A 12,720-nucleotide genomic window follows, 5' to 3' on the forward strand; every position below is an offset into this window, starting at 1 on the left:
GGTAATATCAGTGCTGGACAAGATGAAGTTCTGGTCCGATGCTGCGATGCGAAAGGGGACGAATCATGGTGAAGTCGCTGCACCGGGTTAGCACGATCGCGCTGCTGGGAGGGGCCCTGTTTCTCGCCTCCTGCTCGTCGAGCCAGGACCCCGCCAAGCCTCGCACGGAATTCAACATCGGCTGGTCGATCTACGCCGGATGGATGCCCTGGCCCTATGCCCAGCAAGCTGGCATCGTGAAGAAGTGGGCCGACAAGTACGGCATCAAGATCAACGTCGTGCAAGTCAACGATTACGTTGAATCGGTGAACCAGTATACCGCCGGCAAGTTCGATGGTGTCACCGTCACCAATATGGACGCGCTGACGATCCCTGCCGCCGGCGGCAAGGATACCAGCGCCATCATCGTCGGCGATTACTCCAACGGCAACGATGGCGTCTTGCTGAAAGGTGGTGACAGCCTGAGCGCCATTCGTGGCAAGCAGGTGAACCTTGTCGAATTGTCGGTCTCACACTATCTGCTGGCGCGCGGTCTGGAAACGGCGGGCATGTCCCTGAAGGATGTGAAGACCGTCAACACCGCCGACGCCGATATCGTCGCCGCGTTTTCCAGCCCCGATGCGCAAGCCGCGGTCGCCTGGAACCCGCAGCTGACCGCGATGAGGGGCCTTCCTGGCGTGAAGGAAGTGTTCAACTCCTCACAGATCCCGGGCGAAATCCTCGACCTGCTGGTGGTCGATACCGCCACGATCAAGGCGAACCCGAACCTGGGCAAGGCGCTGGCCGGAATCTGGTACGAAACCATCGCCCTGATGCAGCGCAAGGATGCTGAGGGCGCGAAGGCCCGCGCGGCAATGGCGAAGCTGGCCGGGGCGACACCCGAAGCCTACGACAAGCAACTTTCCACCACCTATCTCTACGTCGATCCCAAGGCCGCGGTCGCCGCAACGACCGCGCCGACGCTGATGACCAACATGAAGCGGGTGCGCGATTTCAGCTATAGCAAGGGCCTGTTCAAGGGCGCGGCATCGGCGGACGCGGTGGGCATCGGCTTCCCCGGCAACAAAGCGCTGGGCGATCCCCAGAAGGTGACGCTACGCTTTGACACCACCTTCATGCAGTCCGCCGCCGACGGCAAGCTGTGACCCTCCGCGTGACCGGGACGAACCAACCATGCGCTGGGTAAACCGACAACCTCGCCGGGGCGATCGCCTGCTGCTGGGCGCGCTGCCGATCCTGCTGCTGGTGGTGCTCTACCTGTTCCTGGCGGCGCAGCGCCACGCGCTCAACCCGGCGGACAAGATCCTGCCGCTGCCCAGTGCGATGGCGTCCGGCCTCTCTGCCCTGCTGTTCACGCCCGATCCGCTGTCCGGACAACTGGTGTTCTGGTCGGACACGCTGGCCAGCTTGCAGCGCCTGGGCATCGGTCTTGGCATCTCGACTCTGGTGGCGCTGATCGTCGGCCTGGTGCTGGGCGTCCTGCCACCGGTGCGGGCCACTCTGGGGCCGCTGGTGACGGGCATCGCCGTGATCCCACCGATCGCGCTGCTGCCAATCCTTTTCATCGCGCTGGGCCTGGGCGAAACCGCGAAGATCGCGCTGATCGTCATCGGCATTTCCCCGGTGATGGTGCGTGATATCGCCGCGCATGTCGGCGCGCTGCCTCGCGAACAGATCATCAAGGCGCAGACGCTGGGGGCGAACAGCTGGCAGATCATGATCCGCATCGCTCTGCCCCAGGCCATGCCACGCCTGTTGCAGGCAGTGCGCCTGTCGCTCGGCCCGGCGTGGGTGTTCCTGATCTCGGCAGAAGCGATCGCGTCCGACGTAGGGCTGGGCTATCGAATCTTTCTTGTCCGCCGCTACCTGTCGATGGACGTGATCATTCCTTACGTCGCCTGGATCGCGCTTCTGGCGATCGTGATGGACCTGGCGCTGACTTACCTTAGCGAACGGTTCTTTCCCTGGGCCCATGGAGCAAACCATTGAGCGCGCTTCTCAGCCTTCGTGACGTGTGGGTCGAATATGGCGAGAAGGTGGTGCTGGAACGCGTCAACCTGGACGTCGCCGCCCATTCCTTCGTCTCGGTGGTCGGCCCCTCTGGCGCGGGCAAGAGCAGCCTGCTGCGCGTGATCCTGGGGCAGGAGCGCCCATCTCGCGGCAGCATCCACCTGGACGACGCGCCGCTGGCGCCGGAGTGCGGGCCGGATCGCGGCGTGGTATTTCAGCGGTATTCCGTGTTCCCGCACTTGTCCGTGCTGCGCAACACGATGCTGGGGCTGGAGTGTACGCAAGCGCCTTTCTCCGCCCGTTTGTTCGGCAGCGCCCGCAAGGCCGCGCGGGACGAGGCCGTGGCGATGCTGGAGGCGGTTGGCCTAGGCCATAGTCTGGACCTGTATCCGGCGCAGATGTCAGGCGGTATGCAACAGCGGCTCGCGATCGCGCAGGCTTTGATCAAGCGCCCCCGTATTCTGCTGCTGGACGAACCGTTTGGCGCGCTCGATCCAGGTATTCGTTCGGATATGCATGCGCAAATCACCAAGTTGTGGAAAGACTATCAGCTGACGATCATCATGGTAACTCATGATATTCGCGAAGCGTTTTCTTTGGGCACGCGCGTTCTGGCTTTCGACAAGCGCCGCCATGACCCACACGCGCCTCACCGTTTCGGCGCGACCGCAGTCTATGACTTGACGCTGGACAAGAAGACGCAACCGTTACCGCCTGATGATGGTGGTATTACGCTTGACACTATTCGTAATACCATGGAGGATGTGGCATGAGTTCCGAACCCGTCCCTCTGGCCCGGCTCAGCATGAGTCTCCCGGCCGATCTTTTCCGCCAGCTGGACTTGATGGTGGAAGAGCGCGAGCTGCCTTCCCGCTCACAGCTTATCGCCGAACTGATCCGCCACGCGCTGGCCGAGCATGAGGCTTACACCCGCCCGGACGAAATGTTGGCCGGCACCGTGACCATCGTCTATCGCGCCGATCGCGGTCGCACGCGGCACCAGTTGGCCGAAACGCAGGGCGATTACCTGAAAGAGGTGATCTCCGCCCAGCACGTGTTCCTGGAGCAGGACCAGTCGCTGGAAGTGCTGCTGGTTCAGGGCCCGGCGATCCGCCTGAAAGAGCTGTGCGATGCGCTGCGCCGGGTTCGCGGTGTGCAACAGCTGCAACTCGTCACGACGACCGCCCTGCTGCCGCCGTTGCATGAGCAGGACGACACCAGCAAGCGCAAGCCGGTGGGAGCATCCGCATGATCGAGACCCTAGCCAATCCGCTGGCCGCACGCGATCACGCGCGAGCGATGGCCGGTACTATCGTCGAGGCGATGCCGGTGATCCCGCCGGCTGCCGATGATCTGCCAGCCGGCGTTTCCACCGCCGATCTTCTCTGGGAAGAAACGGTAGCGCCTGGTGGCTACGCGACGCGCCGCCTGTCCCGTGGATCGCGCCTGCGGCTGATCGACGTGAACGGAGATGCCTGCGCCTCGCTGATGGTGTTCAACGCCGAAATGCCCACCGAACGGTTGAATGTGGCCGATACCGTGAAGGTGCAATGGAACGCCTACCTCGGCGCGGGCAAGCTGCTACTGTCCGACATGGGCCGGGCGTTGATGACGCTGGTGGAGGATCAGGCGGAAACGCACGATACGTTCTGCGGCACCTCCAACGCCGCCACCAACGCGGCGAAGTATGGTGATGGCAGCAACAGCGGCGCATACCCCAACGGACGCGATCGTCTCATCCTGGGCGCGGCCAAGCACGGCCTGACACGGCGCGACGTTCACCCTTGCGTCAATCTGTTCAAGGGTGCGCGCATAGAAGCTGATGGCGCGATCACGCCGCTGGTCGGCCCCTACGACGCCGGCCGCTCTTTGACGCTACGTGCGGAAATGGACGTGATCATCGTGATCGCCAATTGCCCCCACGTGCTCGATCCGCGCCCGGACTATACCGTGACGCCGCTGCGCCTGACTGCTTGGCGCGGGCCGGTCACGCCCGAAGACGACATTTATCGCAACGCGACGCCGGAGGGCCTGCGCGCCTTCCAGAACGTCGAGGACTATCACCGCCGCTAAGGAGCGCCACCATGAGTGCCGACCCTCATCTTGCCGGGCTTCCCGGCACCCCTCGTCATGACCAGATCGTGGCCGCCCGCGCGCCGTGGCTGCACCATATCAAGGCGGGCGAAACGCTGCGCATCGTGGACCTGGAAGGCAACCAGGCCGTGGACTTCCTGCTCTATTCCGCTGCCGACGATGCCGAGCGTTACAGCGCGCAGGACACCGTGGCGGCGCAAGGCAACCTGTTCCTGCGCACGGGGACCGTGCTGCGCTCCAACGAGGGGAGGCCGATGATGACCATCGCGGCTAGCGCTGTGGAATATCACGACACCATCGGCGGCGCCTGTTCGTGCGAGAGCAATACGTTGCGCTATGGCCATCACACCAAGGCGCAGCACGCCTGCGTCGAGAATTTCCTGGAAGCCAACCTCACCGAAGGGCGCGGCAAGCGTGATATCGTTTCCAACATCAATTTCTTTATGAATGTTCCTGTCGAACCCGACGGGTCGCTGGGCATCGTCGACGGAATATCCGCGCCGGGCCTGACTGTCGATCTGCGGGCGGAAATGGACGTGATCGTGGTCGTGTCCAACTGCCCGCAGATCAACAATCCCTGCAACGCGTTCAACCCCACGCCTGTCAGAATGATCGTCGCAGGATGAGCTTCGATACGGTTCTGATCGCCAACCGGGGCGCGATCGCCACTCGCATCATCCGCACGCTGCGCCGCATGGGGCTGCGCTCCGTCGCGGTCTATTCCGAGGCCGACGCTGGTTCCCTGCACGTGACCGAGGCGGACGAGGCCGTCTGCATCGGTCCGGCTGCGGCAGCGGAAAGCTACCTCAACATCGCCGCGATCCTGCAAGCAGCCAAAGACACCGGCGCGGGCGCGATCCATCCCGGCTACGGCTTTCTGGCGGAGAATACCGAATTCGCCGAGGCTTGCGCGGCTGCGGGCGTGGTGTTCATCGGTCCGACGCCGGACAACATCCGCACCTTCGGCCTGAAGCACAGCGCCCGCGCGCTGGCCGCGGCGCACGCTGTGCCGCTGGCCCCCGGCACCGGCCTGCTGACCGACGAGGAAGAAGCCGTTCGCGAGGCCGCGAGGATCGGTTACCCGGTAATCCTGAAAGCCACGGCGGGCGGCGGCGGCATCGGCATGCGCGTCTGCGAAGGCGAGGACGACGTGCGCCAGGGCTTTGCGGCCGTGGCGCGGTTGGGCGAGGGCAATTTCGGCGATGCGGGCGTATTCCTGGAACGCTACATCCGCCGCGCCCGCCACGTCGAAGTGCAGATCTTCGGCGATGGCGCAGGCCGCGTCGTCGCGCTGGGAGAGCGCGACTGTTCGCTTCAGCGCCGCACCCCGAAAGTGGTGGAAGAAGCGCCTGCGCCGCTGCTGCCTGAGACCGTGCGACAAGCTCTATACTCCGCTGCGATCCGGCTGGGCGAAGCCGCACGCTACCGCTCGGCAGGTACGGTGGAATTCCTGTACGACGCGGACCGGCACGAGTTTTTCTTCCTGGAGATGAACACGCGCCTTCAGGTAGAGCATGGCGTGACCGAAGAGGTCATGGGGCTCGACCTGGTGGAGTGGATGATCCGGGGCGGCGCGGGGGACTTCACCTTCCTTGATCACGCCCCCACCACCCCGCAGGGCCATGCGGTGCAAGTGAGGCTCTATGCCGAAGACCCGGCGCTGGATTACCGCCCGACGTCCGGCACGCTCACCGCCGTGCGTTTCCCCGAAGATATCCGCGCCGAAACCTGGGTTATGGCAGGCTCGAAGGTCAGCGCCTGGTACGATCCGATGCTTGCCAAGCTGATCGTTCACGCACCCACACGCGAGGAAGCGGTAACGGCGATGCAGGCCGCGCTCGATGCCAGCCGGGTCGACGGGATCGAGACCAATTTGCGCTGGCTGCGCGACGTGGTGCGCTGCCCGGAGTTCACCAGCGGCGAGGTTTCCACTCGCGTGCTGGACGCCATCAGCTATCAGCCGCGCAGCATTCGCGTGCTGACGGGCGGGACCTGCACCACCGTGCAGGACTGGCCGGGGCGGCAGGGGCTGTGGGCGATCGGCGTACCGCCATCAGGGCCGATGGATGACCAGTCCTTCCGGCTGGGCAATCGCCTGCTGGGCAACGCCGAGGGGATGACCGGGCTGGAGATCACTGCGTCCGGTCCCACCCTGGTGTTCAACGCCCCGGCCCGCATCTGCCTGACGGGTGCGGATTTCGACGCCCGGCTGGATGACCAGCCAGTACCGCGCGGCATCGCCATCGATGTGTCCACCGGCCAGACCCTGGCCATGGGCCGAGCACGCCAGGGCGGCATGCGCGGCTACCTGCTGTTTGCGGGTGGCCTCGATATCGAGCCCTACCTGGACAGCCGCGCCACGTTTGAGCTTGGCCAATTTGGCGGACATGCGGCGCGGCCGCTATTGGCGGGTGATACGTTGCACCTGGGCGAGGCACCGACGGCCGAGGCGCTTGCCACTGCCGATCTGCCGCGACTGGGCGCTAACTGGTCGCTAAGGGTACTTTACGGCCCCCATGGCGCACCCGATTTCTTCACGGCGGACGACATCGCGACCATCGTCGGTGCCGAGTGGCAGGTCCATTACAATTCCAACCGCACCGGCGTGCGCCTGATCGGCCCCAAGCCGCAATGGGCCCGCACCGATGGCGGAGAAGCCGGCCTGCACCCGTCCAACATCCACGACAACCCCTACGCGATCGGCGCGGTGGACTTCACCGGCGACATGCCGATCATCCTTGGGCCGGACGGTCCTTCGCTGGGTGGTTTCGTCTGCCCCTTCGTAGTGATCGCCGCGGATCGCTGGATGATGGGCCAATTGAGCGCGGGAGACCGCCTGCGCTTCGTACCGGTGACGATCGAGGACGCCGCCACCGCCGACATGGCGCAACATGCGCTGCTAGGCGGCCAGACCCCGGTTCCGGCGGACATGGGCCGGGCCGTCGCAATGCTGTCGCCGATCTTGACCGATCTGCCCGAAGCGAACGGGCGACCCCGCACCGTCTATCGCCAGCAAGGCGATCGCAATATCCTGGTCGAATACGGCCCGATCGTCCTGGACATCGAACTGCGCATCCGGGTGCAGGCGCTGCTGCAGGAACTGGAGCGGCAAGCCCTGCCCGGCGTGATCGACATCACTCCCGGCATCCGCTCGCTGCAATTCCACTTCGATGGCGAGCAGATGACGCAGGCTACTGCGCTGGCGGCACTGATGGCTGCGGAAGAGCGGCTGGGCGATCTGGAGGATTTTGCAATCCCCTCACGCATCGTCCACCTCCCCCTCAGCTGGCGTGATCCCGCGATTACCGAGACGATCGACAAGTACATCAGCGGCGTGCGCGATGATGCGCCCTGGTGCCCGGATAACATCGAGTTCATCCGCCGCGTCAACGGCCTGCCCGATGCGCAGGCGGTGGAGGACGTGGTTTTCGATGCCAGCTATCTCGTGCTGGGCCTGGGCGACGTCTATCTGGGTGCGCCCGTCGCAACTCCCGTCGATCCCCGCCACCGGCTTGTCACCACCAAGTACAACCCGGCGCGCACATGGACGCCGCCAAACGTGGTGGGCATCGGCGGCGCGTATATGTGCATCTATGGCATGGAAGGGCCCGGCGGCTATCAGCTTTTTGGCCGCACTATCCAGGTGTGGAACACGCACAACCAGACGGACGCCTTCGTGGACGGCAAGCCCTGGCTGCTGCGCTTCTTCGACCAGATCCGCTTCTTCCCCGTCAGCGCCGATGAATTGACCGATTGGCGCCGCGATTTCCCCGCCGGGCGGCGCTCCATTCAGGTCGAGGAATCGGAGTTTCGCTTGTCCGACTATCGCGCCTTCCTGCGCGATAACGGCGAGACGATCGATGCCTTCCAGGCCCAGCGTCAGGCGGCATTCGATGCCGAGCGCACCGCCTGGCACGCCAGCGGTGAGTTCGACCGGGTCAGCACGGACGATGCCGCCCCAGCCGATGGCGCCGCGATCGAAGTTCCCGAGGGCGCGGATCTAATCGAAGTCCCGTTCGGCGGCAGCGTTTGGAAGCTGCTAGTATCGGTGGGAGACGAAGTGAAAGCCGGTGACACGATCGCCGTGATGGAAGCGATGAAGATGGAGTTCCCCGTGGAAAGCCCCGGCAGCGGCACGATCGCCGCGCTCTACATGCAGGAGCGGCAATCGCTGCAACCCGGCGCGGCGATGCTGGCGCTGAGGCGGCACCCGTGATCGCATTGGAACGCCGCAGCGCCGCCGCGATCGCCGCCGCAATCCGCTCAGGCCAAACGACGGCCCTGGCGGTGGCGGAGGAAACGCTCGACAGGATCGCGACTTACGATGCCGTGCAGCGCGCCGTATGGATCAGCCGCGTCGAGCCGGAGGATCTGCTCAGTGCCGCGCGCGCGATCGACACCCGCATCACGGCCGGAGAGGATCTGCCGCTGGCGGGCGTCCCCTTCGCGGTGAAGGACAATATTGACGTCGCCGGGCTCGAGACTACCGCCGCCTGCCCCGCCTTCGCCTACCTGCCCGATGCTTCCGCCACCGTGGTGCAGAAGCTGCTGGACGCGGGCGCGCTGTGCGTGGGCAAGACCAACCTCGATCAGTTCGCCACCGGCCTCAACGGCACGCGCAGCCCCTATGGCGTGCCGCGCAACCCCTACAATCTGGCCTATGTCAGCGGCGGGTCCAGCTCCGGTTCCTCCGTTGTCGTGGCGGCGGGACTGGTCCCGTTCGCGCTGGGAACCGACACCGCCGGCTCAGGCCGCGTGCCCGCCGCCTTTCAGCACCTGATCGGCTTCAAGCCCAGCAAGGGCCGGTGGAGCACCAGCGGCCTCGTCCCCGCCTGCCGCACGCTGGACTGCATCACCGTCTTCACGGACGACACCGCCGATGCGCGCCTGATCGACCATGTGGTCGCCGGCTTTGATGAGGCCGATCCCTATTCGAAGCCGCTTGCCGATCGGCCGGTAAAACCGCGCGTCATTGGCATTCCCCGGCGCGACCAGCGCATGTGGTTCGGCGATGCGGAAGCGGAATATCTCTTCGATCGCGCGGTGGAGCATCTTGGCCGCTCCGCCCGGATCGTGGAGATCGACCTGGCGCCCCTGCTGGAAGCAGCGATGCTGCTGTATAACGGACCTTGGGTGGCGGAGCGCGCCGCGGCCGTCTCCGATCTGCTGGCCACGAACCCCACCGCCATCGATCCCACCGTCCGCGCGGTGATCGCGGAAGGCCTGAACTACAGCGCCGTCGATGCCTTCAATGGCACATATCGCCTGGCCGCGCTGAAGCGCCACGCCGATGGCTTGTGGGGCAAGATAGATCTGCTCGCCTTCCCCACTGCTGGCACGACTTACCGCGTGGTGGAGATGCTGGCCGCCCCCGTCGCTCTTAACAGCAATCTAGGGCGCTACACCAACTTCGTGAACCTGCTCGACATGGCCGCAGTCGCGGTGCCCGCAGGCGCACGCGCCAATGGTACCGGCTTTGGCGTAACCCTGATCGGCCCCGCCGATACCGACCGGGCGCTGCTGGACGTGGCCGACGCTTACTTTGCCGCCGCCAAACTTCCGTTCCCACCCCCGCTCGATCTGGAGGGCAAGATGCAGACCGTGAAACTCGCCGTTGTTGGCGCCCACTTGAAGGACATGCCACTGCACTGGCAACTCACCTCGCGAGAGGCGAAGTTTGTCGGCGCATTCGAGACCGCCTCCACCTATCGGCTCTACGCCATGGCGGACAGCGTGCCGCCTAAGCCCGCACTGGTTTACGCCGAGGACGGCGCAGCGATCACGGTTGAGGTCTATGAACTGGACGTCGCCAGCTTCGGCAGCTTCACCGTCGATGTGCCCGCCCCCCTGGCGATCGGCACGGTCACACTGGCGGACGGCAGCAGCGTCAAGGGCTTCGTCGCCGAACCGCGCGCGCTGACCGGGGCGACGGACATCACCCATCTGGGCGGCTGGCGCGCCTTCATCGCCCAGCAGACGGAGACCGCGTCGTGATCCGCGCTCGGACCATGCGCGTGCTGGCCTCCGCGGTGGCTATCGGTTGCGGCCTGGCCATGGCGGGTCCGGCGCTGGCGCAAAAGGAACAGGTGATCACCGTCCCCGACTTCGCCGATTTCCTGGCCATCGACGGAAAAACCGTCTGGGCGACCAACAAGGGTCGGGTGGAGCAATGGTCCCGCAAGGGCAAGCTGGCCGAAGTGCCCATTGCCCGTCCCTGCGGCGGCATGTCGATCATGGGCACCGACTTATGGGTGGCCAATTGCAAGAACGGCACGCTGGACAGGATTAATATCCGCTCCGCCAAGAAGATCGCGGCGATCGCCACCGGCATCGCCAACGGCAAGGAGGGTGAGCTTAACGTCGTCACCGGCGCGGGATCGGTGTGGATCGCCAGCGACCCGGCGGGTGGCATTGCCCGCGTCGATCCCGCCACCAACACCGTCATCGCCATGATCCCAACCGAGGCCGGGGCGTATTACTTGGCCTTCGGACACGGCGCGCTTTGGGCCGCCAGCAGCAAGACACGGACGCTCCAGCGTATCGACCCGGCCACCAATACCGTCGTTGCGACAATCCCTCTAGGCCAACAGCCGGGCTTCCTCGTGGCCGGCGAAGGCGCGGTGTGGGTGCAGGAGCAGGGAGACGGCACCGTTGCTGCGATCGACCCTGCCACCAATGCCGTGCGCGGACGGGTGAAGGTCGGCGAAAATCTGAAATACGGCGATATCGATACCGGCGGCGGCAAAGTGTGGCTGCGTACCACGGACGATCAGACGTTCGTGGTGATCGATCCCAAGACCCTGGCTATCCGCGCCCGCATCGGCGAGGCCGAAGGCAGCGGTGCCTTGCGCTACACCCCCACCGGCATCTGGACCAGCGCGCACGATGTCCACACGATCACCTGGTGGCCCAAACCGGACACGATCGGCAAGTAACTCGAATAGCCAAAATCGACGCCGACGATCAGTGGTACAATAGATGCACGCAAAAGCGGCCTGCCCCCCTTGAGAAGCAGGCCGCTTTTTATACCAGCCGTCTGGCGGCCGCAACTTACTGCGCGAGGGCGAGCTTCGCAGCAGCCTGCGACGGGGCATAAGCCGTGCGCGCTTCGATCTGCGAGCGCACATCGGCCACTACGGCAGCGCGGCACTCGCGCGTCTTGGCTTCAAGGTCGAGGTGGACGGTAGCCAAACGATCCCCGCAAACGGAGCGCGCGGCCTGATCCATGCGGATCGCAAGGCGCTGCTGGCCATCGGCAGTCGACAGGTCAATGCCGCGCAGGTTCAACACCGCCTGATCCTGGGCAAAAGGGTTTTCGGTGGCGTTGGCCGAAACCGAAGTGGTGAGCGCGACGGCCGCAAGGGCCATGAGGCCAGTCTTCATCATCATCTCCTGCACAATCTGACAGGCCGCGCACTGGCGGCTCGGAAGCTCTAATAGCTCCGAGTGATGATAATGACAATAACGGAAACTAGTTCCGATGTATTAGGTCTATAGTATTATTCAGTCTAATCCAAAGTAATAACTAAAGATGCCAAATCCGTAACATGGCCCAGCAGGCCGATCGGCAGGCGAACCCTGTTGTCAGTATCACGCTGCGCCGCGGCATCGTAGGACGTGACGACGATGTGGCGATCGAACGGCGCTGACCATTCCTTGATGGTGCCGACGGAAAGGTTCGCGCGCCAGTTGCGTTGTCCTTGTACGGCAACAAGATGGCCGTTGATCCGAACCGGCGCGCTGGCATCGTCACGATGGCCAGTCACCTGCAGGCAGCTTTGTGCGCCGCAGCGTACCAGCTTTGCCTCTGCGCCGCTGTCGGCCAGAGCGGGCACGGCGTGTAATACTGCAACGGCGGTGAGACCGCCAGCTAGGGCCTTTCGGATGGCACGCAGAGCGGATCTCCTCATAGCAAAAAAAGTTTGGGGGGAGGTGTCATTCGACATCGATCCCGGCCTCCTCCAGCATGCGACGCACCGGCTCGAGCACTTGGGCATGGCGTTTCCAGCGCGCGACCGATTCGGTGTAGAGCGGACGGCGGACTTGTGCGGCGCTTGGCGTGGAAACCGGAGCGGCATTGGTATGGAAAGACAGGCACGCGTCCGACCATTCCAGGCCGCAATGCGATAGCAGACGACGCGTCTGGCCTTCCTGATCGGCCACCAGGTCTTCGTAACGCAGTTGCAGGATGCGGCCGGGCATGGCGGCATCCCAGCGCGCCATCAGCCGATCGAACCGGATGTAGTAAGCGGCGATCTCGATCAGGTCGTAGCTGTAGTCGTAATAGCGGGATGAAATCGCGAAGAGATTGCGGAAGTTGCTCAGCACCGTGTCCATCGGATTGCGGCGCAGGCAAACGATGGGAGCCGCAGGCAAAGCCTTTGCGATCAGCCCCGCATATTGGAAATTTCCGGGAAACTTGTCCACGAAGCGCGGCGTCATCGCGCGGCGGTGATGATGCGCCATCAGGCCGTAGTTCCGCCCGATCGCGGCCATGTCGGCCCGTGCCGCCGCCATAACGGTTTCGGGATCGAGCACGGTGCGGGTGCGCGTGCCCGATGCCTGCTTCACCGCCAAGGGCAGCGCCTGCAATTCGCCCACGCTTTCGACGTCGGG

The 12,720-nt window shown here is 64.6% G+C and carries 12 protein-coding genes; 9 read left to right on the forward strand and 3 right to left on the reverse strand.

Features of this window, described 5'->3' with window-relative positions:
- Nucleotides 1-65 precede the first annotated feature (65 nt).
- Genes ACHWRX_RS07090 through ACHWRX_RS07130 form a run of 9 tightly spaced genes read left to right on the forward strand, consistent with a single transcriptional unit; the run spans nucleotide 66 to nucleotide 11,039 of the window.
- Complete coding sequence (locus tag ACHWRX_RS07090; RefSeq protein WP_394658664.1) at nucleotides 66-1,145, forward strand: putative urea ABC transporter substrate-binding protein; 1,080 nt, start codon at nucleotides 66-68, stop codon at nucleotides 1,143-1,145.
- A 28-nt stretch (nucleotides 1,146-1,173) separates the two neighbouring features.
- Nucleotides 1,174-1,989 carry an ABC transporter permease gene (locus ACHWRX_RS07095; RefSeq protein WP_058738060.1) on the forward strand — a complete coding sequence of 272 codons (816 nt, stop codon included), beginning with the start codon at nucleotides 1,174-1,176 and terminating at the stop codon, nucleotides 1,987-1,989.
- Nucleotides 1,986-2,783, forward strand: coding sequence for an ABC transporter ATP-binding protein (locus ACHWRX_RS07100; protein WP_394658665.1), 798 nt, complete (start codon nucleotides 1,986-1,988; stop codon nucleotides 2,781-2,783). Before ACHWRX_RS07095 ends, ACHWRX_RS07100 begins: the two co-directional genes overlap by 4 nt.
- Nucleotides 2,780-3,262: a CopG family ribbon-helix-helix protein gene (locus tag ACHWRX_RS07105; RefSeq protein WP_183618235.1), complete on the forward strand. Its 483-nt coding sequence runs from the start codon at nucleotides 2,780-2,782 to the stop codon at nucleotides 3,260-3,262. The genes ACHWRX_RS07100 and ACHWRX_RS07105 overlap by 4 nt, the downstream gene beginning before the upstream one ends.
- Nucleotides 3,259-4,083, forward strand: coding sequence for an urea amidolyase associated protein UAAP1 (locus ACHWRX_RS07110; RefSeq protein ID WP_394658666.1), 825 nt, complete (start codon nucleotides 3,259-3,261; stop codon nucleotides 4,081-4,083). The genes ACHWRX_RS07105 and ACHWRX_RS07110 overlap by 4 nt, the downstream gene beginning before the upstream one ends.
- Nucleotides 4,084-4,094: 11 nt before the next feature.
- A complete protein-coding gene (locus tag ACHWRX_RS07115) occupies nucleotides 4,095-4,730 on the forward strand; it encodes an urea amidolyase associated protein UAAP2 (RefSeq protein WP_058738056.1) in 636 nt (211 codons plus the stop codon).
- Entirely contained in the window at nucleotides 4,727-8,320 is a 3,594-nt protein-coding gene (gene uca / locus ACHWRX_RS07120) for an urea carboxylase (RefSeq protein ID WP_394658667.1), read from the forward strand. The genes ACHWRX_RS07115 and uca overlap by 4 nt, the downstream gene beginning before the upstream one ends.
- Nucleotides 8,317-10,098, forward strand: coding sequence for an allophanate hydrolase (gene atzF, locus ACHWRX_RS07125; protein WP_394658668.1), 1,782 nt, complete (start codon nucleotides 8,317-8,319; stop codon nucleotides 10,096-10,098). The genes uca and atzF overlap by 4 nt, the downstream gene beginning before the upstream one ends.
- A gap of 14 nt (nucleotides 10,099-10,112) precedes the next feature.
- Nucleotides 10,113-11,039: a YncE family protein gene (locus tag ACHWRX_RS07130; protein WP_394658671.1), complete on the forward strand. Its 927-nt coding sequence runs from the start codon at nucleotides 10,113-10,115 to the stop codon at nucleotides 11,037-11,039.
- Between the two features lie 115 nt (nucleotides 11,040-11,154).
- On the opposite strand, the gene ACHWRX_RS07135 is transcribed toward ACHWRX_RS07130, so the two are convergent.
- The 3 genes from ACHWRX_RS07135 to ACHWRX_RS07145 all read right to left on the reverse strand — a co-directional run.
- Nucleotides 11,155-11,487: a UrcA family protein gene (locus ACHWRX_RS07135; RefSeq protein ID WP_183618227.1), complete on the reverse strand. Its 333-nt coding sequence runs from the start codon at nucleotides 11,485-11,487 to the stop codon at nucleotides 11,155-11,157.
- Between the two features lie 125 nt (nucleotides 11,488-11,612).
- Nucleotides 11,613-12,050, reverse strand: a complete 438-nt coding sequence (locus ACHWRX_RS07140; protein WP_394658669.1) for a hypothetical protein — start codon at nucleotides 12,048-12,050, stop codon at nucleotides 11,613-11,615.
- Nucleotides 12,040-12,720: sulfotransferase family protein (locus tag ACHWRX_RS07145; RefSeq protein ID WP_394658670.1), on the reverse strand; the 681-nt coding region annotated here is incomplete at its 5' end. The genes ACHWRX_RS07145 and ACHWRX_RS07140, both read right to left, overlap by 11 nt.

The sequence above is a fragment of the uncultured Novosphingobium sp. genome, from assembly GCF_964277725.1.
GTDB lineage: Bacteria > Pseudomonadota > Alphaproteobacteria > Sphingomonadales > Sphingomonadaceae > Novosphingobium > Novosphingobium fluoreni.